This is a genomic window from Streptomyces sp. NPDC090083 (assembly GCF_044747445.1).
Taxonomy (GTDB): domain Bacteria; phylum Actinomycetota; class Actinomycetes; order Streptomycetales; family Streptomycetaceae; genus Streptomyces.
This window is the reverse complement of sequence record NZ_JBIVED010000001.1, coordinates 258,380-282,671: the sequence shown is the minus strand read 5'-3', so window position 1 is coordinate 282,671 and position 24,292 is coordinate 258,380. Positions and strand designations below refer to the sequence as shown.

Here is a 24,292-nt window from a genome sequence, read left to right as displayed (position 1 = left end):
GGGCCAAGGCATTACGCTCGCCTCAAGGGCGGGGCCGTAGCGCAGAGGCAGGCGCACTGGTCTCCAGAACCGGGACACGCTGGTTCGAATCCAGCCGCCCCGCCCCCCCTGCCGGTCGCCCGGCCCGGCTCAGGCGACCGCGCCCGCCGTCACCACCAGCTCCACCGTGTTCCCGTGGAACGTGTTGATCAGCTGCGCCAGCACCGACCAGGCGTCCTCGTGGCCGGCCAAGTGCTCGCGCACGAGCGGGCGCAGGGCGTCCTCGGCCTCGGACACGCGCGCGGGGAACAGCAGCCGACCGGTGGACAGCACCTTCAGGACCTGTGCGGCGGGGCCCCAGGCGGTCGCGTAGTCGGCGGGGCCGTCCAGCACGCCGGCCTCCTCCACGCGGCGGGTGAACTTGCGGTGGGTGCCGAACCGCGCGCGCAGCGCGGGTGGGCAGTCCGGGCGGACGGACAGCGCCCAGCGCGCGTAACCGGGCAGCGGGCGGTCCCCGTCCGCCTCCAGGACGGCCTGCCAGTCGGAGCGCTCCAGGACCATCGTCGCGGCCGTCCGCGCGGACTGCATGGAGGTGCCCTCGCGCAGGGCACCGACCAGGCCGAAGCGGGTGTAGTTCTCGGGGACCGGCGGTTCCGGTTCGCTGCCGAGGCCGTCGACCACGGTCAACGGCCCCTCGCGGCCGGGGCCGAACGGCACGCCTCGCAGGATGGCCCGGCGCATCGCGTTGTCCGCCGACACATGGCGCCAGACACCGAGGTTCAGGTCCGGATCGTCCTCCTCCAGAACCCACAGCAGCACGGAGGCCGGCACGGGAGTCCTCGTCCAGGACCACATCTCGACGTTGCGCCGTGCCTCGGGAGTCCGCTCGGGATCCGGCTCCGGGAGGCCGATCCGGCGCCGTATCCGCGCGGCGTCCCCGCTGTCGATCAGGCCGAGCAGGAAGCCGACCGCCGCCCCCGACGCGCTGTTGTCATGCATGGCGGCATGATGCCGCAGGCCGGCCGTGTCCCGCACCGGTGATTCGGTCGCCGGTGCGGGAGGCCGGGACGGGTCAGGCGCTCGCGCGGGCCGCCATGCGGGCCTTGCGGATCGCCAGCTTCTCGTCGAACCTGGCGGCCTCGGAGTCCAGGCCGCCCATGTAGAGGGCGATCTCCTCCTGCGCCTGGCGGCCCTCGGGGCCGAGACCGTCGACGTCCATGACCTTCAGGAAGCGCAGAACGGGCTGGATGACGTCGTCGTGGTGGATGCGCAGGTTGTAGACCTCGCCGATGGCCATCTGCGCGGCGAAGCGCTCGAAGCCGGGCATGCCGTGGCCGGGCATCCGGAAGTTGACGAGGACGTCGCGCACGGCCTGCATCGTGAGGTCGGGGGCCAGCTCGAACGCGGCCTTCAGGAGGTTGCGGTAGAAGACCATGTGCAGGTTCTCGTCGGTCGCGATGCGCGCCAGCATGCGGTCGCAGACCGGGTCGCCCGACTGGTGGCCGGTGTTGCGGTGCGAGACGCGGGTGGCCAGCTCCTGGAAGGCGACGTAGGCCACGGAGTGCAGCATCGAGTGCCGGTTGTCCGACTCGAAGCCCTCGCTCATGTGCTGCATGCGGAAGGCTTCCAGCTTGTCCGGGTCGACCGCGCGGGAGGCGAGCAGGTAGTCCCGCATGACGATGCCGTGCCGGCCCTCCTCCGCCGTCCAGCGGTGCACCCAGGTGCCCCAGGCGCCGTCGCGGCCGAAGAGGGAGGCGATCTCGTGGTGGTAGCTGGGGAGGTTGTCCTCGGTGAGGAGGTTCACCACGAGGGCGATGCGGCCGATCTCGGTGACCTTGGACTGCTCCTTGCCCCAGGCCTCGCCGTCCTCGAAGAAGCCGGGGAAGTTACGGGCGTCGCTCCACGGGACGTACTCGTGCGGCATCCAGTCCTTGGTGACCTTGAGATGCCGGTTGAGTTCGGTCTCGACGACTTCTTCCAACGCGTACAGCAGCTTGGCGTCGGTCCAGACTGCGGGGCTGCCGAGGTGCGGGGAAGTGATCGTCACGGGGACTCCAGGGGGACGCGGTGCACAACCGAACAAACCGGCGAGCGGGGCCGGTGGTTGCAGAACTTACGGAATCGTAGGCTACGAAACCGTAGGTTACGAGACCGTAGGTTAAGGGTGCTGTAAAGATCGCTGTTCAGGTCGCCTCTCCGGGGAATCCCGGGCCACCGCAGGAGTCCAGGTCCCGGCGCCGAACGGGCGGTTCGATCACCCGGTCAGGCGTACAGGTCCCGGAGCCGAACCGAGAGGCACGTCACACATCCTTCGAGTTTCTCGAACTCGCTGATGTCCACCACGACCGGCTCGTGGCCGAGATCGCTCAGCAGATCGGCCGTCTTGGGCGCGCTCGCCGCCATCAGCAGCTTGTCGCCGCCGAGCAGCACCACATGGGCGCCGGCCTCCTCGGGCACCGACAGGAAACGCGGGAAGAGCGAGGGCCGGTCCACCTTCGGGATGTGTCCCAGCACCGTGCCGTCGGGCAGCGCGGTGACCGCCGACTTCAGGTGCAGCACCTTGCTCACGGGCACGCTGACCACCCGTGCCCCGAGCGGCTCGAACACGGCCCGCAGCTGCTGCACGCCGGCCGCGTTCGTCCGCCCGCCCCGGCCGACGTAGATCGTGTCGTCGACCTTGAGGACGTCACCGCCCTCCAGGGTGCCCGGCTCCCAGACCCAGTTCACCGAGCAGCCGAGCCGGGCCACCGCCTCCTCGACCCCGCCGGTCTCCTCGCGCCGGGACTCGGCGCCGGGCCGGGCGATCAGCGCCACGTTCCTGTACATGACCACCGCGTCCTCGACGAACACGGAGTCGGGGCAGTCGTCGGCCGGGTCCACCTCGACGGTCTCCCAGCCGTGCACCCGCAGCGCGTGCGTGTACGCCTCCCACTGCTCAAGGGCCTGCTCGACGTCGACCTTCTCCCGCTCGATGTGCGTGACCAGGCCTTCGGCCAGGCGCGGGCTGGGGCGGCGGACGAGCGCCTTCTTGCTGGGCACGAGCGGGACTCCGTATCGGCGGGATCGTTTCGGTGCCGTTGTCGCGGCACCGGTTGGCCATCATGCGTCACCCGTCCGTGCCGACAAAACCCCTGCCGTGAGGATGTGGCCCTCCTGAGATGCGCCCGGGACCTCAGGCCGGGTCCGCCACCTCCTCCGGTGTGATCGTCCGCAGCTCCCCGTCCAGCAGCAGCCAGCGGGTGATCCCGATCGACTCCAGGAACGGCAGATCGTGACTGGCCACGACCAACGCCCCCTCGTACGACTCCAGCGCCGAGGTCAGCTGCCGCACGCTCGCCATGTCGAGGTTGTTCGTCGGCTCGTCCAGCATCAGCAGCTGCGGGGCGGGCTCCGCGAGCATCAGCGCGGCCAGCGCGGCCCGGAAGCGCTCGCCGCCGGACAGGGTCGCCGCCTGCTGGTCGGCGCGGGCGCCCCGGAACAGGAAGCGGGCCAGCCGCGCCCTGACCCGGTTGTTGGTGGCACCCGGCGCGAAGCGGGCCACGTTCTCCGCCACGCTCAGCCCGTCGTCGAGGACGTCGAGCCGCTGCGGCAGGAAGCGCAGCGGCACATGGGCCACCGCCTCGCCCGCCACCGGCTCCAGCTCACCGGCGATCGTGCGCAGCAACGTCGTCTTGCCCGCGCCGTTGCGCCCGATGAGCGCGATCCGCTCCGGCCCGCGCAGATCGAGACCGCCCGCCCGCGCGCCGTGGGCGAGTTCGAGGTCCATGAGGGTGAGGACCTGCCGGCCCGGCGGCACGGCGGTGTACGGCAGGTCGACGCGGATCTCGTCGTCGTCCCGTACGGCCTCCACCGCCTCGTCGAGCCGCTCCTTCGCGTCGGCGAGCCGCTCCTCGTGCAGGATGCGGTGCTTGCCCGCGGACTCCTGGGCGGCCCGCCTGCGCGCCCCCATGACGATCTTCGGCTCGCGCTTCTGCTCGAACATCTTCTGTCCGTACTTTCGGCGCCGGGCCAACTTGACCTGGGCGTCGGACAGTTCGCGCTTCTGCTTGCGGAAGTCCGCCTCGGCGACGCGCACCATCCGCTCGGCGGCGTCCTGTTCGGTACTGAGGGCCTCCTCGTAGGCGGAGAAGTTCCCGCCGTACCAGGTGATCTCCCCGGCCCGCAGATCGGCGATCTGGTCGACCAGGTCGAGGAGTTCACGGTCGTGGCTCACCACGATCATCACGCCCGGCCAGGACGCGACGGCCGCGTACAGCCGCTTGCGCGCGTACAGGTCGAGGTTGTTCGTCGGCTCGTCGAGCAGCAGGACGTCCGGCCTGTCGAGCAGCAGCGCGGCCAGCCGCAGCAGGACCGACTCGCCGCCCGACACCTCGCCGATGGTGCGGTCCAGGTCGATGTGCCCGAGGCCGAGTTCACCGAGGGTGGCGAGCGCCCTCTCCTCCACGTCCCAGTCGTCGCCGAGGGTCTCGAAGTGCTCCTCGGAGGCGTCGCCGGCCTCGATGGCGTGCAGCGCGGCGCGCCGTGCGGCGATGCCGAGGGTCTCGTCGACGCGCAGGGCGGTGTCGAGGGTGACGCTCTGCGGGAGGTGTCCGACCTCGCCCGCGATCCGCAAGGTGCCTTCGGCCGGGACGAGTTGACGGGCAATCAGTTTCAACAGGGTCGACTTGCCGGACCCGTTGACGCCGACCAGTCCCGTTCGGCCGGGACCGAAGGCGACGTCCAGGTCCTCGAAGACAGAGGTGCCGTCGGGCCACGCGAAGGAGAGGGAGGTACAGGTGACGGAGGTATGCATGAGGGCCTCGCGGTGCTTGATGCGGTCGGTGGCGGACGCGTAGCGAGACACCGCGAGGCGGGAGAGAGGTCCCGGGGGCAGAGGGAAAGGCCCTGTTCCGGAGGACGGCTCGTACGCCGAGGTCGTACACGACGGACACACCTCAGGGGTGTGTGACGCGGTGTCTCAGAACCTCAGACGAGCAACGTCCTACTCCTATCGACGGCAACAGAACCGACGCCAACGCTACGGACGCCTCCGGAAGCCTGTCAACGCATTAAACGGGCGCCCCCGCCCCTCCGCGCGGCAGCGCGCGCCCCGCCACGTCGATGTCGCATTCCTGCCAGCCCGAGGGTGCCGGAGGCTGCTTGAGTGGGCCGTATGACGAACCAGAACACCCTCCGCGACCGCGCCCTCGCCTTCCGCGCGCTGCATGTGCCGGGACGTCCGCTCGTCCTGCCGAACGCGTGGGACGCCGCGAGCGCCCGCATCGTCGAGGACACGGGCGCGGCGGCCGTGGCGACCACCAGCGCGGGCGTCGCCTGGGCGCTCGGCGTCCCGGACGGCGACCTGCTGGGCCGGGAGCGGGCCGTGGCGGCGGTCGCCCGGATCGCCGCGAGCGTCGCCGTACCGCTGAGCGCCGACATCGAGAGCGGCTTCGCCGAGGACCCGGCGGGTGTCGCCGACACGGTCCGCGCGGTGCTCGCCGCGGGCGCGGTGGGCGTGAACATCGAGGACGCGCTCTACGGGAGCGATGCCGACGCCGTGGGCGCCCTGCGGCCCGTCGCCGAGCAGGCCGAGCGCATCGCCGCCGCCCGCGAGGCCGCCGACGCGGAGGGAGTGCCGCTGTTCGTCAACGCGCGCATCGACACGTTTCTGCGGGGCGCCGGGGGAGTGGACGCGACCCTGGAGCGGGCCGCCGCGTTCCGGGCCGCGGGAGCCGACGGGATCTTCGTCCCCGGGACCGTCGAACCGGGAACGGTCAAGGAACTCGCCGACGGGATCGACGCACCGCTCAACGTGCTCGTCGGCCCGGGAGCGCCGCCGGTCGCCGAACTGGCCGCGCTGGGCGTCGCGCGCGTGAGCGCGGGCTCCAGCGTCGCGCTGGCCGCGTACGCCGTGGTGCGCCGTGCCGCGCGGGAGCTGCTGGACACGGGAACCTACGGCGAGCAGACCGGAGGACTCGGCTACGGCGAGCTGAACTCGCTGCTGGAGCAGGGGCGTTAGCTCAGCAGGCGTCCCGCATCAGCTCGGCGAGGTCGTGGTCCAGGTCGAGCTGGAGGTGTTCGAGACCGGCGGGCACCAGCTCGCCGGTGGCCTGGAGGAAGCGGCGCACCTCCGACGAGTGGATGTGCACGACGGCGGTGCCCTCCGGGGCGTGGAACTCCAGGACGGTGCGGTCGAAGCCGTAGGGCCGCACCCGGACGTCGCCCTGGCCCTCGGGGCGGTGCAGGCCGGCCGCGAGGAGTTCCCTGGCGAAGGTCCAGCAGACCTCGACGCCCTCCAGGGTGGCCGGCGCCGGGAAGGTCATCCGGACGGCGAACGGGTCCCGCCGGTCGTAGTGCAAGGTGGCGGGGATGCTCGGCATCCGTGGTGCTGCGGCGACGAGACGGGCCTCTACGGGCTGCTCGATGACGATGGACAACGCCTTGCTCCCTTGTGTGACGCGGTGCTGCTGCGGTGACGGCCGGACGGTCTCCCGAAAAGATTCCGGAACGGACCCCGGAGTGGATTGGTCCGCACTGGAAGAGACGCCGGAACGGGCCGATCCGTGCACATGAATTTCGAGTGACCTCTGTCACCGCCGCCCATACACGCCCAAGGCGGACGCGGGCAGCTGGACGGCCCCCGGGGAGTGGGCTAGCTTCGCCCGCCATGAGGCGCATGGGGATGACGCGACGGACGGGACGTACGTACCGGGGCATGGCGGTGGCCATGGCGTGCGGGGCGGCACTGGCCGCGCTGACCGCCGTACCGGCGCAGGCGCGGGACACGGCGCACCGGGCTCCGCACTGGGAGCCGAAGGACAGCGGGGCCGCCGGCGTGCGGTTCCGGGGGCTCTCGGCGGTCAGCCGGAACACCGCGTGGGTGGCCGGCACGGCGGGCACCGTGCTGCGCACCACCGACGGCGGGGCGAGCTGGCGGAACGTCTCGCCGCCCGGCACCGCCGACCTCCAGTTCCGTGACGTCGAGGCCTTCGACGCGCGGCACGCGGTCGTCCTGGCGATCGGCGAGGGCGAGACGTCCCGCGTCTACCGCACCGACGACGCCGGAGCGACCTGGACGGAGTCCTTCCGCAACACCGACGCGAACGCCTTCTACGACTGCATGACCTTCTTCGACAGCCGCCACGGCCTCGCGATGAGCGACCCGGTGGACGGCAGGTTCCGCATCCTGTCCACCGGCGACGGCGGACGCTCCTGGACGGTGCTGCCCACCACCGGGATGCCGGCCGCGCTCGACGGCGAGGCGGGCTTCGCGGCGAGCGGGCAGTGCCTGGTGAGCTCGGGGCCCCGGGACGTGTGGCTGGCCACCGGCGGGGGCGCACGCGCGCGTGTCCTGCACTCCGCGGACCGCGGCCACACCTGGACGGCGTCCGACACGCCGATCCCGGCCGGTGACCCCGCGCGCGGGGTGTTCGCCCTCGCCTTCCGCGACCGTACGCACGGCCTCGCGGTCGGCGGCGACTTCACCGCGGGCGCGCCGTCCCCGCGGGCGGCGGCCGTCACCGGCGACGGGGGCCGCACCTGGCGTCCCGCCACGACCCCGCCGCCCGCCTACCGCTCCGGCGTCGCCTGGCTGCCCCGCAGCCGCACCACGGCCCTCGCGGTCGGCCCCACGGGGACGGACCTCACGACCGGCGCGGGCCGCACCTGGAGGACCGTCGACACCGGCTCGTACGACACCGTGGACTGCGCGCCCGACCGGGGCTGCTGGGCGGCGGGGGAACTCGGCCGCGTGGCGCGGCTGGAGAACTGAGGAGCGGGGACCGGGCGGGGTCACCACGGACCCCGCCCGAGCATCCCGTCCCCGGGCTCCCCGTACGCTCGGCACCACCATGACGACCGTAGACATCCCCGCGGGCTGGCCCGCGACCGAGGAACAGGCCCGCGCCGTGCAGGACGAGTTGCGGGAGCGGGTGGTGACGGACGAACCCGGGCCGCCGCCGGGCACCGGACACGTCACGGGAGTCGACGTCGCCTACGACGACGAGCGGGACGTGGTGGTGGCCGCGGCCGTCGTGCTGGACGCGGCCGGCCTCGCCGTCGTCGCCGAGGCCACAGCGGTGGGCCGGGTCTCCTTCCCTTATGTACCGGGGCTGTTGGCCTTCCGCGAGATCCCCACGGTGCTGGCCGCCCTGGAGGCGCTGCCCTGCCCGCCGGGCCTGGTCGTGTGCGACGGCTACGGTCTCGCCCACCCCCGCCGCTTCGGCCTCGCCAGCCACCTCGGCGTCCTCACCGGCCTGCCCACGATCGGCGTCGCCAAGAACCCCTTCACCTTCACCTACGACGATCCCGGCAGCGCGCGCGGCTCCTCGTCGCCGCTCCGCGCGGACGCCGGGGAGGTGGGCCGGGTCCTGCGCACCCGGGACGGTGTGAAGCCGGTGTTCGTCTCGGTCGGCCACCGGGTGACCCTGGACAACGCCTGCGCCCACACCCTCGCGCTCACTCCGGAGTACCGCCTCCCGGAGACGACCCGCAGGGCGGACGCGCTGTGCCGGCGGGCGCTGCGGGAGGCGACCGCGTGAGCCTCCGGGAGCGGGTCTCCGCGTACGTGATCCGAGTACCTGGCGCGATCTGAGTACCTGTACGGATGCGACGACAGCCGCGTGGCCGACAGGCTGTCCGCATGACAACTCACCGTTCCCCGAAGCCCGTTGCCCACCCGAGCCAGCCCGTCGAGCGCGCCGTGACCATCGCGCTCGTCCTGTCGGTGGCGGCGGGCTTCGCCTGGATCGGCGGCATGATCTACACGCTGTGGCCGTGAAGCCGGGGTGCGCGGCCTAGGGAAACACACGAGCCCCACACCGCAACGAAGGGTGTGAGGCTCGGACTTGAGCGCCGGGCAGGCCTTGCACCTGCATTTCCCCGCGGGAAGCGAGGCGTCTTTCCTTGGACCACCGACGCGCGACCCGACTCCGGATGTTCCGGCGACCGGCTCATGATCCAGCATATCCCATGCCGGAGACCAGTCCGAACTCCCTTGCGGGAGGGGCCAGTACGGGGTCCGGCGCAACTCCCGCCGGGTGAACGGCGTCCAGTCGATGCCGCGTCGCGCGGTCAGGCGCGGGCGGCCGGCAGTCTCACCGGGTCGCGGCCACCCGGAACGTGATGCCGGCGGCGCGGAGCCGTTCGATCAGGGTGTTGCCCATGGCCGCCGCTGTCGTCACCTGGCCCGCGGTGGGCGGGAGTTCGTCGAGGGCGAGGGAGAGGGCCGACTCGGCGAACATCTTGGCCGTCTCGTCGTAGCCGGGGTCGCCGCCCGCGACCTCGGTGAAGACCCGTCGGCCGCCGCCCTCGCCGACGAACTTCACGGAGAACCAGCTCTTGGCGCGCTTCTCGGGGCTCGGTCCGTCGCCGGGCTTCAGCCGGCCGGACAACCAGCGCCGGGCGGGCGGGAGTTGGGCCGCGGTGAACAGGGCACCGGCCGCCGTGACCCCGCCGAGCGCCATCGGGAGGTGCCGTGCGGCCGCGTAGTGGCGGTAGCGGAAGTCGGGGCCGTAGCGGTCCAGGGCCTTCGCGGACCGCTGGACGATCTGCGGGTCGATGGTCGGCAGGGGGACCGCCCAGGAGCCGATCTCCCCGGCGAACCGCGGTGCCCCCATGGGCGCTTCGGCCCGGCGGCCCACCAGGCGCGGTTCGTGGCGGCGCCGCTCCCGGGCCGCGGCCAGCAGGTGCCGGCCGCGCGCGAACTGGTTCAGGGCGCTGCCGAACGTGCCGCCGGAGAACATCGCGTCGGCGGTCACGAAGCCGTCCACCGTCAGGGGCACCCCTTCCGGAAGCTGCTGGACCGTGAAGTACGCGCCCAGGTCGTGCGGGATCGAGTCGAAGCCCGCGCAGTGCACCAGCCGTGCCCCGGTCTCCCGCGCGCGTGCGTCGTGGCGGACGTAGGTCAGGTCGACGAACTCCGGCTCGCCGCTGAGGTCGAGATAGTCGGTGCCGGTGTCCGCGCAGGCGGCGACGAGGTCCTCGCCGTAGGTCACGTAGGGGCCGACCGTCGTGGCCACCACGCGCGCGTGCTCGGCGAGTTCGCGCAGCGAGGACGGGTCGGAGACGTCGGCGCGCAGGACGCCCGCGGCCGTGCCCCGGGGCAGCCGTTCGCGCAGCCGCTTCAGTTTCAGCTCGTCCCGGCCGGCGATCGCCCAGCGCAGGCCCTCGGGCGCGTGCGCGGCGAGGTACTCCGCGGTGAGCGCGCCGACGAAGCCCGTGGCTCCGAAGAGCACGATGTCGTAGGGACGGTCCGTCCTGTTCAGCCTGCTCATGACACTCCTGTCCCGCAGCTCGTGCCGCTGTCGGTGGCTGAGGCTAGCGTGAAGGGCGCGGAGTTCGACGACGAGCCCGGAGGTATGAGGTGGCCGTGCGCAGGAACGCCTTGGAGAAGCGGGCGAAAACACGCGAGTTCGCCCGCGGGCTGCCCGGCGGGTGGCCGCCGGCGTCGGCACCGGCGGTCGCGGGTGACGGCGGGTACGGTGGCTAAGCGCTTGCTCGCCCAGGTCTTGTGCCGAGCGGAACGCGTTCTTTAGCATCATCGGTGTTACATCGGTTGTGTCACAGCTGGGGGCTGGATGACAGCGGCAACGACGCCCGGGCACGGCCCGCTCTCCGGCGTGCGCGTCGTCGAACTGGCCGGGATCGGCCCCGGCCCCTTCGCGGGCATGCTCCTCGCCGACCTGGGCGCCGACGTCGTCCGCGTCGACCGGCCCGGCGGCCCCGCACTCGGCGTGGCTCCCGAGTACGACATCACCAACCGGAACAAGCGCTCGGTCCTCGTCGACCTGAAGTCACCCGAAGGCCCCGCGCGCGTGCTCGACCTCGTGCAACGCGCCGACATCCTCATCGAGGGCAACCGCCCGGGCGTCACCGAACGCCTCGGCGTCGGCCCCGACCCCTGCCTCGCCCGCAACCCCCGGCTCGTCTACGGCCGGATGACCGGCTGGGGCCAGGACGGCCCCCTCGCCCGGCGCGCCGGGCACGACATCGCGTACATCGCGCTCACCGGCACCCTCGGCATGATCGGCAGCCCCGGAGAGCCCCCGCCCGCCCCCGCCAACCTGCTGGGCGACTACGCGGGCGGCGCCCTGTACCTCGTCGTCGGCGTCCTCGCCGCCCTGCACCACGCGCGCGCGACCGGCACCGGCCAGATCGTCGACGCGGCCATCGTCGACGGCACCGCCCACCTCTCCGCGATGATCCACGGCATGCTCGCGGCCAGCAGCTGGCAGGACCGGCGCGGGGCCAACCTCCTCGACGGCGGCTGCCCGTACTACGGCACCTACGAGACCGCCGACGGCGGGCACATGGCGGTCGGCGCCCTGGAGCCGCAGTTCTACGACCGGTTCGTCGACCTCCTCGGCCTCGCCGACCTCGCCGACGCCCGCCGGGACTGGACCCGCTGGGGCGAACTGCGCGAGGCGGTCGCGGCCCGCTTCCGCAGCCGTACGCGAGACGAGTGGACGGACGTCTTCGCGGGCACGGACGCCTGCGTGGCGCCCGTGCTGTCGCTGCGCGAGGCCCCGCACCATCCGCACCTCGCCGCACGCGGCACATTCACCGAGCACGGCGGGATCACCCAGCCCGCCCCCGCGCCCCGGTTCTCCGCCACGCCCACCGCGGTGCGCGGCGGACCCGCCCAGCCGGGCGCCGACACCTCCGGCGTGGCCCGCGACTGGGACGTGCCCGGACTCGTCGACGCCGCGGAAGACTCCCGTCGAGCCGCAGAAGATCTTCACCGAGCCGTCGAAAACCCTCATTGAAAGGCTTGTCAGTGAGCACCGAAGCGTATGTCTACGACGCGATCCGCACCCCGCGCGGGCGCGGCAAGGCGAACGGATCCCTGCACGGCACGAAGCCCATCGACCTGGTCGTCGGACTCATCCACGAACTCCAGGGCCGCTTCCCCGACCTGGACCCGGCCGCGATCGACGACATCGTCCTCGGGGTCGTCAGCCCTGTCGGGGACCAGGGCTCCGACATCGCGCGGACCGCGGCCATCGCCGCCGGACTGCCGGACACGGTGGCCGGCGTCCAGGAGAACCGCTTCTGTGCCTCGGGTCTCGAAGCCGTCAACATGGCCGCCGCCAAGGTGCGTTCGGGCTGGGAGGACCTCGTCCTCGCCGGTGGCGTCGAGTCGATGTCCCGGGTGCCGATGGCCTCGGACGGCGGGGCCTGGTTCAACGACCCGATGACGAACCTCGCCGTCAACTTCGTGCCCCAGGGCATCGGTGCCGACCTGATCGCCACGATCGAGGGGTTCTCCCGGCGCGACGTGGACGAGTACGCGGCCCTCTCGCAGGAGCGCGCGGCCACCGCCTGGAAGGAGGGCCGCTTCGACCGGTCCGTCGTCCCGGTCCTCGACCGCAGCGGCCTCGTCGTCCTCGACCGGGACGAGCACCCGCGCCCCGGCACCACCGCCGACTCCCTCGCCGGGCTGAAGCCGTCCTTCGCGGACATCGGCGAACTAGGCGGCTTCGACGCCGTGGCCCTGCAGAAGTACCACTGGGTCGAGAGGATCGACCACGTCCACCACGCGGGCAACTCCTCCGGCATCGTCGACGGCGCCTCCCTCGTCGCCATCGGCTCGAAGGAGGCCGGCGACCGCCACGGCCTCACCCCGCGCGCGCGGATCGTCTCCGCGGCCGTCTCCGGCTCCGAGCCGACCATCATGCTCACCGGACCAGCGCCCGCCACCCGCAAGGCCCTCGCCAAGGCCGGGCTGACCATCGACGACATCGACCTCGTCGAGATCAACGAGGCCTTCGCCGCGGTCGTCCTGCGCTTCGTACGGGACATGGGCCTGTCCCTGGACAAGGTCAACGTCAACGGCGGCGCCATCGCGCTCGGCCACCCGCTCGGCGCCACCGGAGCGATCATCCTCGGCACGCTCGTCGACGAACTGGAGCGCCAGGACAAGCGCTACGGCCTCGCCACGCTGTGCGTCGGCGGCGGCATGGGCATCGCGACGATCGTCGAGCGCATCTGAGACCCCGGCGGCCACCGGAGCCCTCCCGTGGACACCGGAGCAGCTCCGGGCCACCCGAGGCCCGCGCGGCCATCAGAGACTTCTACGGAGAACCCCTCATGACCGAGAGCACCACCATCCGCTGGGAACAGGACGACACCGGCGTCGTCACCCTCGTCCTCGACGACCCGAACCAGTCCGCGAACACCATGAACGCGGCCTTCCGCGACTCCCTCACGGCGATCGCCGACCGCCTGGAGGCCGAGCGCGACTCCATCCGCGGCATCATCGTCACCTCCGCCAAGAAGACCTTCTTCGCCGGCGGCGACCTGCGCGACCTGATCCGTGTCACCCCGGACACCGCCCAGGAGTTCTTCGACGGCGGCCTCGCCGTCAAGCGGAACCTGCGCCGCATCGAGACCCTCGGCAAGCCCGTCGTCGCCGCGATGAACGGCGCTGCCCTGGGCGGCGGTTTCGAAATCGCCCTCGCCTGCCACCACCGCGTCGCCCTCGACGCGCCCGGCTCCAAGATCGGCTGCCCCGAGGTCACCCTCGGCCTCCTCCCCGGAGGCGGCGGAGTCGTCCGCACCGTACGGCTGCTGGGCATCGCCGACGCCCTGCTGAAGGTGCTCCTCCAGGGCACCCAGTACAGCCCGCGGCGCGCCCAGGAGAACGGCCTCGTCCACGAAGTGGCCGCCACCCCGGACGAGTTGATCGCCAAGGCCCGCGCCTTCATCGACGCCAACCCCGAGTCGCGGCAGCCCTGGGACACGCCCGGCCACCGCATCCCGGGCGGCACCCCCGCCCACCCGAAGTTCGCTGCCAACCTGCCCGCCTTCCCGGCCAGCCTGCGCAAGCAGACGGGCGGCGCGCCCTACCCGGCACCGCGCAACATCCTCGCCGCCGCCGTCGAGGGCGCCCAGGTCGACTTCGAGACCGCCCAGGTCATCGAGACCCGCTACTTCGTCGAACTGGCCGTCGGCCAGACCTCGAAGAACATGATCCAGGCGTTCTTCTTCGACCTCCAGGCCGTCAACTCCGGCGCCAACCGCCCCCAGGGCGTCCCCTCGCGCCCGGTCCGCAGGGCCGCCGTCCTGGGCGCCGGGATGATGGGCGCCGGCATCGCGTACGCGTGCGCCCGCGCGGGCATCGACGTCGTCCTGAAGGACGTCACCCCGGAGGCGGCGGCCAAGGGGAAGGCGTACTCCGAGAAGCTCTGCGCCAAGGCCGTCTCCCGCGGCCGTACGACACAGGAGAAGGCGGACGCGCTGCTCGCCCGCATCACGCCCACCGCCGACCCGCAGGACCTCGCGGGCTGCGACGCGGTGATCGAGGCCGTCTTCGAGGACACCTCGCTCAAGCACAAGGTGTTCCAGGAGATCCAGCACATCGTCGAGCCCGACGCGCTGCTCTGCTCCAACACCTCCACCCTCCCGATCACCGCCCTCGCCGAAGGCGTCGAGCGGCAGGGCGACTTCATCGGGCTGCACTTCTTCTCGCCGGTCGACAAGATGCCCCTGGTCGAGATCATCAAGGGCGGGCGCACCGGCGACGAGGCGCTCGCGCGCGCCTTCGACCTGGTCCGCCAGATCAAGAAGACCCCGATCGTCGTCAACGACTCGCGCGGCTTCTTCACCTCACGGGTGATCGGCCAGTTCATCAACGAAGGCGTCGCGATGGTCGGCGAGGGCATCGAGCCCGCGTCGATCGAGCAGGCCGCCGCCCAGGCCGGCTACCCGGCCAAGGTCCTGTCCCTGATGGACGAGCTGACACTCACGCTCCCGCGCAAGATCCGCAACGAGTCCCGGCGGGCCGTCGAGGAGGCGGGCGGCACCTGGCCCGGCCACCCCGCCGAGGCCGTCATCGACCGCATGGTCGACGAGTTCGGCCGCCCCGGACGCAGCGGCGGCGCGGGCTTCTACGACTACGACGAGAACGGACGGCGTGCCGGGCTGTGGCCGGGCCTGCGCGAGCACTTCACCCGTGACGGCGCGGAGATCCCCTTCCAGGACATGCAGGAACGCATGCTGTTCTCCGAGGCGCTCGACACGGTCAGGCTCCTGGAGGAGGGCGTGCTGACGTCCGTCGCGGACGCCAACATCGGCTCCGTCTTCGGCATCGGCTTCCCCGGCTGGACCGGCGGTGTCCTCCAGTACATCAACGGCTACGAGGGCGGCCTGCCCGGCTTCGTGGCACGCGCGCGTGCGCTCGCCGAGCGCTACGGGGAGCGGTTCACGCCGCCCGCGCTGCTGGTGGAGAAGGCGGAGAAGGGGGAGGGCTTCAGCGACGCGCGCTGAGGCACGTGCCGCGAGTGGCTCAGCCGTCCCGGTCCTCCGGCGACTCCTTGAGCCACTCGCGGAGCTCCTCGCGCAGCGACCGCTGAAAGGTCGTCAGAAGAGCCTGCACGACCAGGGGTTGCATGTGCGCGGACAGCGATCTCACGTCCTGCGCGGCCCGTTGGGAGACCTCCCCGCGCAACACCTCGGACAACGCGCGGGCCGCCGCCCGGGAATGCTCGATGAGCACGTTCCGGGACGCGAGGATCGCCTCCTGGGAGACCGGTACGTCGAGCAGCTGCACACCGAGCCGCAGCAGCCCCGAGTCGACACGGTACGAGGCCCCGTCGGCCTCGCCCTCCGCCCCGGCCTCGACCACGCCCATCGCGACGAGCCGCTCCACGTCCTCCTCGCCCAGCGTCCGCCCCGCCCGCCGCTCCAGCTCCCGCCGGTCCAGCGTCTCCGTGCCCTCCGGCGCCCACGACGCGACCACCGCGCGGTGGATCGCGAGGTCGTGCGCGCTGAGATCCGGCGGCAGCTGTGCCACGTAGCGCTCGATCGCGGCGAGGGTCATGCCCTGCTGCTGCAACTCCTCGATCAGCGCGAGCCGCGACAGGTGCTCCTGCCCGTAGTGCCCGACCCGCCGCGCTCCGATCACCGGCGGCGGGAGCAGCCCCTTGGTGCCGTAGAACCGGACCGTGCGGACCGTGGTACCCGCCCGCGCGGCCAGTTCGTCGATCGTGAGCGTCGGCTCCCCGGTGTCGGTCGTCATGTGCAGCAGTATCGCTGTCTCACCACCACTGTGAAACCACGCCGGGGCCGTTGTCAGTGCCGCCGTCTACGGTGGTCGGCATGGGGGAGATCAACTATGTCCGGGGTGACGCGACCGTTCCGTCGGTCAAGGGCGTCAAGGTGATCGCGCATGTCTGCAACGACATCGGCGGCTGGGGCAAGGGCTTCGTGCTGGCCCTGTCTCGCCGCTGGCCGGAGCCGGAGAGGGCGTACCGGGCGTGGCACCGGGACCGCGCTTCCAACGACTTCGGCCTGGGCGCGGTCCAGCTCGTCCGGGTCGAGCGCCACGTGTGGGTGGCCAACATGATCGGCCAGCACGGGACGCGCACAGGCAGCAAGGGCGTCCCCGTGCGTTACGAGGCGATCGGCACCGCGCTGACGGACCTCGCCGAGCGGGCCGCCGGACTCGACGCGTCCGTCCACATGCCCCGCATCGGGTGCGGGCTCGCGGGCGGCAGATGGTCACGCGTCGAACCGCTGGTCACCGAGAGACTGGTGGACCGGGGGATCGCGGTGACCGTGTACGACCACGGGGACTGACGGGCCCGAACCGGCGTGCGCGGGACGGGACTTGCGGGGTTTTCTGCAAGTGCTTGCACCGCGCCGCCGGTGACTGCTTGACTCGCTGCCCGTATCCGAGAGGGAGAGCCATGAGCCGCGACATCGACGTCCTCGTCCTCGGCGGCGCCGGAGTGGACACCATCGTCCACGTCCCCCAGCTACCGCTCCCGTACGCCGACAGCTACATGATCGACCCCGGCATCCGCACCCGCGCCGGACAGACCGGCGACTTCGTGGCCCTGGGCCTCGGCGCGCTCGGCCTGCGCACGCACCACCTGGACATGCTGGGCGCCGACCCCGAGGGCGACCTGGTCCGCGCGCTGCACCGCGACCACGCCATCCCGCTCACCGACGTCCCGCAGCCGGCCGGCACCAAGCGCGCGGTCAACCTCGTGGGCCCCGACGGCCGACGCCTCTCCCTCTACGACGCGACCCGCACCCACCCCGACGACCGCCTCCCGGAACCCACGGTCCGCGCCCTCGCCACGCGAAGCCGGCACGCCCACGTCTCCATCACCCAGCCCTGCGCCCACGCCCTCCCGCTGCTGCGCGCGTCCGGCCTGACGATCTCGACGGACCTGCACAACTGGGACGGCAAGGACCCCTACCAGGAGGAGTTCGCGCACGCGGCGGACATCGTCTTCCTCTCCACCGCCGCCCTGTCCGGCAGCCCCGAGCGCACCATGCGAGCCATCGCCGAACACGGCCGCGCCGACCTGGTCGTCGCCACCGCCGGAGCGGAGGGCGCCTACCTCCTCGCCGACGACGAGCTGACCCGCGTCCCACCCGTCACCCCGCCCTCCCGGCCCCTCGACTCGAACGGCGCGGGAGACGCCTTCGCCGCGGCCTTCCTCTACGGCTGGCTCAACCGCGAGACCCCGCAACGCGCCGCCCTGTACGGCGCGGTCGCGGGGGCCCATGCGTGCACGGTGCCGTCCACGGAGACGGCCCCGATCACCCGCGGCGAACTCCTGTCACGGGCCGGGGGCGGTGCCGTCTAGGGGCGCGGGGAACCGCGAGACCAGCCATGATCGGCCCGCGGTTCCCGCACCACTGCATCACTGCACCACGCGGACGGTCAGTGCACGTCGTTCGTCGCCGCGATCTTCTTCCACGACCTGGGCTGCACCGGAACCCCGGAGGTCTGCGCGACGGCCGCGCTCCGGGCCGCCGGAGCCGCGGGCTTGGACGGCTGGAACAGCCAGGTGTCGAAGAGCGCGGCGAGCGACTTGCCGGAGACCTGCTCGGCGTAGGCCCGGAAGTCCGCCACGGACGCGTTGCTGTAGGCGTGCTCCGTGGGCCACCCCTTCAGAATGGCGAAGAACGCGTCGTCACCGACCTCGTTGCGCAGTGCCTGGATGGCCAGCGCCCCCCGGTCGTAGACGGGCAGTTCGAACTGGTCGTCCGGACCGGGGTCGCCCGGCGCGATCGTCCAGAACGGGTCGTCCGCCGGATGCGAGGCGTACACGTAGTCGGCGAGCTGCTGCGCCGTCCCCTCGCCCTCGTGCTCGGACCACAGCCACTGCGCGTACCGGGCGAACCCCTCGTTGATCCAGATGTCCTTCCAGCCCTTCAGCGACACGTCGTCGCCGTACCACTGATGGGCCAACTCGTGCACGACGACCGAGGTGTTGGCGCCGTTCGCGAACTGCTTCGGGCTGTAGTAGACGCGGGTCTGGGTCTCCAGCGCGTACCCGGTGGTCGTGTTGGGCACGTACCCGCCGGCGGTGCTGAACGGATACGGCCCGAAGTAGCCGCTCAGCCAGTCGACGATCTCTCCGGTCCGCTCGACACTCGCCCGCGCGGACCCGTCGTTGTCGCCGAGGTCCTTGCTGTAGGCGTTGATGACGGGCACACCGCCGTCCGAGGTGCTGGTCGTGATGTCGAACCTGCCGAGGGCCAGCGTGGCCAGGTAGGTCGCCTGCGGCTTGTTCTGCCGCCAGTTGTAGCGGGTCCAGCCGAGCTGTGAACTCGTCGACTGGAGCGTGCCGTTGGAGATCGCCTGGGTGCCGTCCGGCACCGCCACCGACACGTCGTAGGTGGCCTTGTCGCTGGGGTGGTCGTTGCTCGGGAACCACCACCACGCCGACTCGGGCTCGTCCGCCGCCACCGCGCCGTCCGGCGTGCGGTGCCAGGTGGTGAAGCCGTACGCGCTCTTCGTGGACGGCACCCCGCTGTAGCGGACGACGACCGTGATCGGTGTGTCCTTGGGCAGCGGGATCCTCGGGGTGATCTCCAGCTCGTGCTGGCCCGAGGTCGCGAAGGTCGCCCCGGCGCCGTTGACCCGGACCTCGCTGACGTCGAGGAGGAAGTCCAGATCGAACCGCGACAGGTCCTGCGTGGTCTTCGCGAGGATCGTCGCCGTACCCGTCAACTCGTCGGTGGCGGGCTGGTACCGGAGCCGCAGATCGTAGTGCGAGACGTCGTATCCGCCGTTGCCGTAGAACGGGTAGTAGGGGTCGCCGATGCCCGGAGCGCCGGGGGAGTAGCTTGCCGCCGATGCCGGGATCGCCAGCATGAGGGAGGCCGCCGCGAGGGCGCCCGGCGCGATGATTCTGCGGTGCACGAGAACTCCAAGTCGTAGGGCTCCGGTACGAGATGAGGAGCCATGGGGGGCCACGAAGGTCGAAGTGCCGTAGGTTTCGGTCCACCGAGTCTGTCCGGAGGCTATTCACTCCCTGTGCCCCCGCGCCTGTCCACGGCCCCACCTGTCACACGATCGCCATTCGGCCGTCACGACCCCGAGTGCCTCTTCCTGCACGGGAGTTGGCCGATGTACCGTCCGCGCATGCCGAAACGCACGAGCTTCACGATCTGGAGATCGCTCGCGACCGCGGCGATCGCCGCCCTCCTGGCCGCCTTCCTCACCCCGGCGACGGCCCAGAGCGCCCCGCAGGAGAGCCGGCCCGTCTACTCCTACGCGAACGCGGTCCGCGAGGCCGTCTGGGTGGACACCGGACTCGACGGCGACGGCGACGGGAAGACCGACCGGGTCGCCGTCGACATCGTCCGGCCGAGCGAACCCGCCCGCCAGGGCCGGAAAGTCCCCGTCATCATGGACGCCAGCCCCTACTACTCCTGCTGCGGACGCGGCAACGAGAGCCAGCTGAAGACCTACGACGCGAGCGGCAACGTTGTCCAGATGCCGCTGTTCTACGACAACTACTTCGTGCCGCGCGGCTACGCCTTCGTCGGCGTCGACCTCGCCGGCACCAACCGCTCCGACGGCTGCGTCGACGTCGGCGGACGCTCCGACATCCAGTCCGCCAAGGCCGTCGTCGACTGGCTCAACGGCCGCGCCAAGGCGTACACGACCCGCACCGGAACCGTGCGCACACAAGCGAGTTGGACCAACGGCAGGACCGGCATGATCGGCAAGAGCTGGGACGGCACCATCGCCAACGGAGTGGCCGCCACCGGCGTCAAGGGCCTGAGGACGATCGTCCCGATCAGCTCCATCTCCTCCTGGTACGACTACTACTTCGCCCAGGGCGCCCCGCTCTACGACTCCGGCCCCGACTGGCTGTCCGACGCCGTCGAGAGCCCCGGCGCACAGGCCGGCTGCGCGGCCGTACAGCGGAAACTCGTCGACGGCGCCCCGCGCACGGGCGACTGGACCCCGCTGTGGACCGAGCGCGACTACGTGAAGGACGCGAGCAAGGTCAAGGCGAGCGTGTTCCTCGTGCACGGCATGCAGGACCTCAACGTCCGCACCAAGAACTTCGGCCAGTGGTGGGACGCCCTCGCCAAGAACGGCGTCGAGCGCAAGATCTGGCTCTCCCAGACCGGCCACGTCGACCCCTTCGACTACCGGCGCGCCGACTTCGTGGACACCCTGCACCGCTGGTTCGACCACGAACTCCTCGGCTACGACAACGGGATCGACCGCGCGCCGATGGCCGACATCGAACGCCACCCCGACCAGTGGGTCACGTCGGCGACCTGGCCGCCGCGCGGCACCGCCACGATCACCCTCCACCCGGCGCAGGGCAGCCGGCCGGGCGTCGGCACACTCGGCCTGCGCACCGGCTCGGGCACCGAGACGTTCACCGACAACCCGCGGGAGAGCGAGACCGACTGGGCCGCCGCGATCGACCGGCCGACGTCGGACAAGGCGGGTTTCGTCACCGGGCCCCTCACCGGGGACCTGCGTCTGTCGGGCTCCTCGAAGGTGACGGTCACCGCCACGCCCACCACGTCGACGGCCCATCTCTCGGCCGTACTCGTGGACGTCGGACCCGACACCATCCGGGACTACGCCGACTCGGCCGAGGGCATCACCACGCTCACGAACCGCACTTGCTGGGGTGAGAGCACCGCCGGCGACAGTGCCTGCTTCCTCGCGACCCAGACCAAGACCGAGGCCGTCGACTACAACGTCGTCAGCCGCGGCTGGGCCGACCTCGGCCACTACGCCTCCGCGACGAAGGGCGTACCGCTGACCCCGGGCAAGGCGTACACCATCACCCTCGACCTCGCGGCGACCGACCACGTCGTCCCGGCCGGCCACCGCCTCGCCCTGATCGTCGCGGGCACGGACAAGGACCTCATCGACCCGCCGTCCACCACCCCGACCCTCGCCCTCACCCTGTCCCGAACCTCGGCCCGACTCCCGCTCGTCGGCGGCGAATCGGCGTTCAGGAAGGCCACGGCGGGCACCCGTTCCGCGGCCCCCGCGTCCACGCCCCTGGACGGCGTACGAGCACCGCGATCCGCACAGCGGGTACCGGGGAACTGACCGGCGGCGGTACGGCAGTACGGCAACACGGCAGTACGGCTTGACGGTTTGACCGGAACGGCGGAGCGAAGGTGCTCCGCCGTTTCGCGTTCCGCGGGCGGGAGTGATGGCGTGCGGGGCCTACGGGCGGAGCGGAGCGGGCCGCGCCGGGTTCATCGGCCCGCACTCACTCCCACCAGGTCCGCCGCCTCCCGCGCACACCCCCACGCGACGGTGATCCCGGCCCCGCCATGACCGTAGTTGTGCACCAACGCCCTTCCCCCGCCCAGTACTTCACGCTCCAGCCGGACCGAGGGCCGCGTCGGCCGCAGCCCCACCCGGTGTTCCAGGACGCGGGCCCCGGCGATCTCCGGACGGAAGGCCGCGCAGCGGGCGATGATCGCCTCGGCGGTCGCGGGGTCGGGCGTCATCGACCAGGCGTCCTCCTCGGCGGTGCCGCCCAGGATGAGACCGCCCGGCTGCGGGAAGAAGTACGTGGACGTGTCCGCCGAGTGGCCGACCGACGTCAGCCAGGTCGTGATCCCCGGGTTCTCCACGACGACCAGCTGCCCGCGCACCGGCCGCACCGAGTGATCGGGCACCAGGTCGAGGGAGTCCAGCCCGGTGCAGTTGACCACGACGGACGCCGGCACCTCCCTGAGATCGGCCACCGACGCCTCCTCGACGGTCCCGCCCAGGTTCAGGAACCGGTCGCGCAGCCAAGGGAGATGGACCGACATGTCGATCAGCGGCAGCCGGGCCCACAGCCCGCCGCCCGCGAACTCCTCGGCCCGCGCCTCCCGCAGCCCCGGCACCCGGGCCGCCCACGACCCCAGCTCGTCCAGCCGGGTCTCACCCTGTACACCCTCGACCAGCCGTACGCCCGTCTCCTCGGGCCGCGCCGCCAACTCCTGGTACACGACGAGCGATTGGAGCGCCCACTCACCGACCAGCGGCTCCGGCTCGATCCGGTACGGCCACCACAGCGCGCCCGCGACCGCCGAGGTCGTCAGCTCGACCGGCTCCCGTGTCCACACCCGCACCCGCGCCCCGCGCTCCGCCAGTACGACGGCCGTCGTCAGTCCGATGACGCCGCCGCCGACCACGATCACATCGCCACTCATGCCGGTCTCCATGCGCGGACGGTAGCGGACCGGGCCGTGCGCTGCCGAGCCCCCACCGCTCCCGGGCCCGCGAGCTCACCTCGCGGTGCCGGGTGCGCCGGACCGATTAGGATCGGCGGTCTGATGACTGCCACTCTCGTCGCCAAGAATCTCGCCGCCGGACACGGCGACCGCGCCCTCTTCACCGGACTCGACCTCGTCGTCGCCCCCGGTGACGTGATCGGCCTCGTCGGCGCCAACGGCGCGGGCAAGTCCACCCTGCTGAGGATGCTCGCCGGTCTGCTCGCACCGGAGGAGGGCGAACTGCGTCTCTCCCCGCCGGCCGCGACCGTCGGCCATCTCCCGCAGGAGCCGGAGCGCCGCCCGGGCGAGAGCGTGCGCGCCTTCCTCGCGCGCCGCACGGGGGTCGCCGAGGCCCAGCGGATCATGGACGAGGCCACGCAGGCACTGGTGGACGGCGCACCCGGCGCCGACGACGCGTACTCGGCGAGCCTGGAGCGCTGGCTCGACCTCGGCGGCGCGGACCTCGACGAACGGGCCGAGGAGACCGCCGACACCCTGGGGCTCGCCGTCGACCTGGACCAGCCGATGACGTCCCTGTCCGGCGGCCAGGCGGCGAGAGCGGGCCTGGCCTCGCTGCTGCTCTCCCGCTACGACGTCTTCCTGCTCGACGAGCCCACCAACGACCTGGACCTCGACGGCCTGGAGCGCCTCGAACGCTTCGTCTCCGGCCTCCGCGCGGGCACGGTCGTCGTCTCCCACGACCGCGAGTTCCTCACCCGCACGGTCACCAAGGTCCTCGAACTCGACCTGGCCCAGAACCGGATCAACCTCTACGGCGGCGGCTACGAGGCGTATTTGGAGGAGCGGGAGGTCGCGCGGCGGCACGCCCGCGACGACTACGAGGAGTACGCCGACAAGCGCTCGGCGCTCCAGGACCGGGCGCAGATGCAGCGCGGCTGGATGGACAAGGGCGTCAAGAACGCCCGCCGCAAGGCGAACAACGACAACGACAAGATCGGCCGCAAGTTCCGCAGCGAGGCGAGCGAGAAGCAGGCGGCGAAGGCCCGGCAGACCCAGCGCATGATCGAACGCCTCGACGTCGTCGAGGAGCCCCGCAAGGAGTGGGAGCTGCGCATGGAGATCGCGTCCGCGCCCCGCTCGGGCTCGGTCGTGGCGAGCCTGCGCGACGCCGAGGTACGGCGCGGCGACTTCGGCTTCGGACCGGTGTCCCTCCAGATCGACTGGGCGGACCGGGTCGCGGTGACCGGCGCGAACGGCGCGGGCAAGTCGACGCTGCTCGGCGCGCTGCTCGGCCGGATCCCGCTGGACGCGGGGCACGCGACGCTCGGCTCGGGCGTCCTGGTCGGCGAGGTCGACCAGGCCCGCCAGTTGTTCCACGGCACGGAGTCCCTGCTCGACGCGTTCTGCGCGGCCGTCCCGGACACCGAACCGGCCGAGGTCCGCACCCTGCTCGCCAAGTTCGGCCTCAAGGCGCACCACGTGATGCGCCCCGCCGCGACCCTGTCACCGGGGGAGCGGACGCGCTCCGCCCTGGCCCTGCTCCAGGGCCGGGGCGTCAATCTCCTGGTCCTGGACGAACCCACGAACCACCTCGACCTGCCGGCGATCGAGCAGTTGGAGTCGGCGCTCGACGCGTACGAGGGGACGCTGCTGCTGGTCACGCATGATCGGCGGATGCTGGACGCGGTGCGGGTGACCCGGCGGCTGGAGGTCGCGGACGGGAAGGTGACGGAGGCGCGGTAGCGCTTCGGTCGCGCCGTTCCCCGCGCCCCTGTTTCCAGGGGCGCGGTCCGCGGGGTGTCGTGATTCCGACGGCTCCTCTTCGTCGCCGCCGAGCGTCTTCACCCCAGGGGCCCGGGGAACCGCGCGA

Annotated in this window: 20 protein-coding genes and 1 tRNA gene; 12 read left to right on the top strand and 9 right to left on the bottom strand. The window is 72.1% G+C overall.

All coding sequences use genetic code 11. The features are described from left to right. The first annotated feature begins 28 nt into the window (after nucleotides 1–28). Nucleotides 29–104, top strand: a tRNA-Trp gene (locus ACIPTO_RS01170). A gap of 25 nt (nucleotides 105–129) precedes the next feature. Here the strand turns inward: ACIPTO_RS01170 and ACIPTO_RS01165 are convergent. The 4 genes from ACIPTO_RS01165 to ACIPTO_RS01150 all read right to left on the bottom strand — a co-directional run bounded on the left by ACIPTO_RS01165 (nucleotide 130) and on the right by ACIPTO_RS01150 (nucleotide 4,771). After that, complete coding sequence (locus ACIPTO_RS01165) at nucleotides 130–978, bottom strand: hypothetical protein (RefSeq protein WP_401188330.1); 849 nt, start codon at nucleotides 976–978, stop codon at nucleotides 130–132. Nucleotides 979–1,051: 73 nt separating this feature from the next. Continuing rightward, entirely contained in the window at nucleotides 1,052–2,026 is a 975-nt protein-coding gene (locus ACIPTO_RS01160; RefSeq protein ID WP_366311113.1) for an acyl-ACP desaturase, read from the bottom strand. Between the two features lie 215 nt (nucleotides 2,027–2,241). Further along, nucleotides 2,242–3,018 (bottom strand): dimethylargininase, encoded by a 777-nt coding sequence (gene ddaH / locus ACIPTO_RS01155; RefSeq protein WP_366311111.1) that lies wholly within the window; start codon nucleotides 3,016–3,018, stop codon nucleotides 2,242–2,244. Nucleotides 3,019–3,151: 133 nt separating this feature from the next. Continuing rightward, nucleotides 3,152–4,771, bottom strand: coding sequence for an ABC-F family ATP-binding cassette domain-containing protein (locus ACIPTO_RS01150; protein ID WP_401189656.1), 1,620 nt, complete (start codon nucleotides 4,769–4,771; stop codon nucleotides 3,152–3,154). Between the two features lie 360 nt (nucleotides 4,772–5,131). Between ACIPTO_RS01150 and ACIPTO_RS01145 the strand changes: the two genes are divergently transcribed. Further along, complete coding sequence (locus ACIPTO_RS01145) at nucleotides 5,132–5,977, top strand: isocitrate lyase/phosphoenolpyruvate mutase family protein (RefSeq protein WP_401188326.1); 846 nt, start codon at nucleotides 5,132–5,134, stop codon at nucleotides 5,975–5,977. A 1-nt stretch (nucleotide 5,978) separates the two neighbouring features. Here the strand turns inward: ACIPTO_RS01145 and ACIPTO_RS01140 are convergent, their stop codons facing one another. Continuing rightward, nucleotides 5,979–6,395: an SsgA family sporulation/cell division regulator gene (locus tag ACIPTO_RS01140; RefSeq protein ID WP_366311105.1), complete on the bottom strand. Its 417-nt coding sequence runs from the start codon at nucleotides 6,393–6,395 to the stop codon at nucleotides 5,979–5,981. 239 nt (nucleotides 6,396–6,634) lie between these two features. Between ACIPTO_RS01140 and ACIPTO_RS01135 the strand changes: the two genes are divergently transcribed. The 3 genes from ACIPTO_RS01135 (at nucleotide 6,635) to mmpA (ending at nucleotide 8,737) form a co-directional block, all read left to right on the top strand. Beyond that, complete coding sequence (locus ACIPTO_RS01135; RefSeq protein ID WP_401189655.1) at nucleotides 6,635–7,729, top strand: oxidoreductase; 1,095 nt, start codon at nucleotides 6,635–6,637, stop codon at nucleotides 7,727–7,729. Between the two features lie 79 nt (nucleotides 7,730–7,808). Then, on the top strand, nucleotides 7,809–8,498 hold the full coding sequence (locus ACIPTO_RS01130; protein ID WP_401188323.1) for an endonuclease V: 690 nt from the start codon (nucleotides 7,809–7,811) through the stop codon (nucleotides 8,496–8,498). Nucleotides 8,499–8,599: 101 nt separating this feature from the next. Then, nucleotides 8,600–8,737: a morphogenic membrane protein MmpA gene (gene mmpA / locus ACIPTO_RS01125; RefSeq protein ID WP_366311101.1), complete on the top strand. Its 138-nt coding sequence runs from the start codon at nucleotides 8,600–8,602 to the stop codon at nucleotides 8,735–8,737. 316 nt (nucleotides 8,738–9,053) lie between these two features. Here the strand turns inward: mmpA and ACIPTO_RS01120 are convergent, their stop codons facing one another. Further along, nucleotides 9,054–10,232 carry a saccharopine dehydrogenase NADP-binding domain-containing protein gene (locus tag ACIPTO_RS01120; protein ID WP_366311100.1) on the bottom strand — a complete coding sequence of 393 codons (1,179 nt, stop codon included), beginning with the start codon at nucleotides 10,230–10,232 and terminating at the stop codon, nucleotides 9,054–9,056. Nucleotides 10,233–10,535: 303 nt separating this feature from the next. Here ACIPTO_RS01120 and ACIPTO_RS01115 point away from each other — a divergent pair, with 303 nt between their 5' ends. From ACIPTO_RS01115 to ACIPTO_RS01105, 3 genes are all read left to right on the top strand, one after another. After that, nucleotides 10,536–11,723: a CaiB/BaiF CoA transferase family protein gene (locus tag ACIPTO_RS01115; protein WP_401188319.1), complete on the top strand. Its 1,188-nt coding sequence runs from the start codon at nucleotides 10,536–10,538 to the stop codon at nucleotides 11,721–11,723. Between the two features lie 11 nt (nucleotides 11,724–11,734). Continuing rightward, a complete protein-coding gene (locus tag ACIPTO_RS01110) occupies nucleotides 11,735–12,949 on the top strand; it encodes an acetyl-CoA C-acetyltransferase (protein ID WP_401188316.1) in 1,215 nt (404 codons plus the stop codon). A gap of 98 nt (nucleotides 12,950–13,047) precedes the next feature. Next, a complete protein-coding gene (locus tag ACIPTO_RS01105) occupies nucleotides 13,048–15,225 on the top strand; it encodes a 3-hydroxyacyl-CoA dehydrogenase NAD-binding domain-containing protein (protein ID WP_401188314.1) in 2,178 nt (725 codons plus the stop codon). Between the two features lie 19 nt (nucleotides 15,226–15,244). On the opposite strand, the gene ACIPTO_RS01100 is transcribed toward ACIPTO_RS01105, so the two are convergent. Continuing rightward, a complete protein-coding gene (locus tag ACIPTO_RS01100; RefSeq protein ID WP_366324392.1) occupies nucleotides 15,245–15,976 on the bottom strand; it encodes a MerR family transcriptional regulator in 732 nt (243 codons plus the stop codon). Between the two features lie 80 nt (nucleotides 15,977–16,056). On the opposite strand from ACIPTO_RS01100, the gene ACIPTO_RS01095 reads away from it, so the two are divergent. Both ACIPTO_RS01095 and ACIPTO_RS01090 read left to right on the top strand, forming a co-directional pair. Further along, nucleotides 16,057–16,536 (top strand): macro domain-containing protein, encoded by a 480-nt coding sequence (locus tag ACIPTO_RS01095; protein ID WP_401188312.1) that lies wholly within the window; start codon nucleotides 16,057–16,059, stop codon nucleotides 16,534–16,536. A 110-nt stretch (nucleotides 16,537–16,646) separates the two neighbouring features. Continuing rightward, a complete protein-coding gene (locus ACIPTO_RS01090; RefSeq protein WP_401188310.1) occupies nucleotides 16,647–17,558 on the top strand; it encodes a PfkB family carbohydrate kinase in 912 nt (303 codons plus the stop codon). Between the two features lie 77 nt (nucleotides 17,559–17,635). On the opposite strand, the gene ACIPTO_RS01085 is transcribed toward ACIPTO_RS01090, so the two are convergent. Next, entirely contained in the window at nucleotides 17,636–19,123 is a 1,488-nt protein-coding gene (locus tag ACIPTO_RS01085; RefSeq protein ID WP_401188307.1) for a M1 family metallopeptidase, read from the bottom strand. Nucleotides 19,124–19,345: 222 nt separating this feature from the next. On the opposite strand from ACIPTO_RS01085, the gene ACIPTO_RS01080 reads away from it, so the two are divergent. Further along, entirely contained in the window at nucleotides 19,346–21,295 is a 1,950-nt protein-coding gene (locus ACIPTO_RS01080; RefSeq protein WP_401188304.1) for a Xaa-Pro dipeptidyl-peptidase, read from the top strand. A gap of 152 nt (nucleotides 21,296–21,447) precedes the next feature. Here the strand turns inward: ACIPTO_RS01080 and ACIPTO_RS01075 are convergent, their stop codons facing one another. Then, nucleotides 21,448–22,410 carry an FAD-dependent oxidoreductase gene (locus ACIPTO_RS01075; RefSeq protein WP_401188302.1) on the bottom strand — a complete coding sequence of 321 codons (963 nt, stop codon included), beginning with the start codon at nucleotides 22,408–22,410 and terminating at the stop codon, nucleotides 21,448–21,450. A 111-nt stretch (nucleotides 22,411–22,521) separates the two neighbouring features. Here ACIPTO_RS01075 and ACIPTO_RS01070 point away from each other — a divergent pair, with 111 nt between their 5' ends. After that, the gene (locus ACIPTO_RS01070; RefSeq protein WP_401188299.1) at nucleotides 22,522–24,165 is read left to right on the top strand and encodes an ABC-F family ATP-binding cassette domain-containing protein; all 1,644 of its coding nucleotides are present in this window, start codon (nucleotides 22,522–22,524) and stop codon (nucleotides 24,163–24,165) included. The last annotated feature ends 127 nt before the right edge of the window (nucleotides 24,166–24,292 follow it).

Bases quoted from the DNA above. Each gene is read 5' to 3' on its own strand.
- mmpA (WP_366311101.1), top strand. From the start codon at position 8,600: ATGACAACTCACCGTTCCCCGAAGCCCGTTGCCCACCCGAGCCAGCCC.
- ACIPTO_RS01130 (WP_401188323.1), top strand. From the start codon at position 7,809: ATGACGACCGTAGACATCCCCGCGGGCTGGCCCGCGACCGAGGAACAG.
- ACIPTO_RS01100 (WP_366324392.1), bottom strand. From the start codon at position 15,976: ATGACGACCGACACCGGGGAGCCGACGCTCACGATCGACGAACTGGCC.
- ACIPTO_RS01070 (WP_401188299.1), top strand. From the start codon at position 22,522: ATGACTGCCACTCTCGTCGCCAAGAATCTCGCCGCCGGACACGGCGAC.
- ACIPTO_RS01105 (WP_401188314.1), top strand. From the start codon at position 13,048: ATGACCGAGAGCACCACCATCCGCTGGGAACAGGACGACACCGGCGTC.
- ACIPTO_RS01075 (WP_401188302.1), bottom strand. From the start codon at position 22,410: ATGGAGACCGGCATGAGTGGCGATGTGATCGTGGTCGGCGGCGGCGTC.
- ACIPTO_RS01145 (WP_401188326.1), top strand. From the start codon at position 5,132: ATGACGAACCAGAACACCCTCCGCGACCGCGCCCTCGCCTTCCGCGCG.
- ACIPTO_RS01150 (WP_401189656.1), bottom strand. From the start codon at position 4,771: ATGCATACCTCCGTCACCTGTACCTCCCTCTCCTTCGCGTGGCCCGAC.
- ACIPTO_RS01095 (WP_401188312.1), top strand. From the start codon at position 16,057: ATGGGGGAGATCAACTATGTCCGGGGTGACGCGACCGTTCCGTCGGTC.
- ACIPTO_RS01135 (WP_401189655.1), top strand. From the start codon at position 6,635: ATGGGGATGACGCGACGGACGGGACGTACGTACCGGGGCATGGCGGTG.
- ACIPTO_RS01120 (WP_366311100.1), bottom strand. From the start codon at position 10,232: ATGAGCAGGCTGAACAGGACGGACCGTCCCTACGACATCGTGCTCTTC.
- ACIPTO_RS01165 (WP_401188330.1), bottom strand. From the start codon at position 978: ATGCATGACAACAGCGCGTCGGGGGCGGCGGTCGGCTTCCTGCTCGGC.
- ACIPTO_RS01090 (WP_401188310.1), top strand. From the start codon at position 16,647: ATGAGCCGCGACATCGACGTCCTCGTCCTCGGCGGCGCCGGAGTGGAC.
- ACIPTO_RS01080 (WP_401188304.1), top strand. From the start codon at position 19,346: ATGCCGAAACGCACGAGCTTCACGATCTGGAGATCGCTCGCGACCGCG.
- ACIPTO_RS01115 (WP_401188319.1), top strand. From the start codon at position 10,536: ATGACAGCGGCAACGACGCCCGGGCACGGCCCGCTCTCCGGCGTGCGC.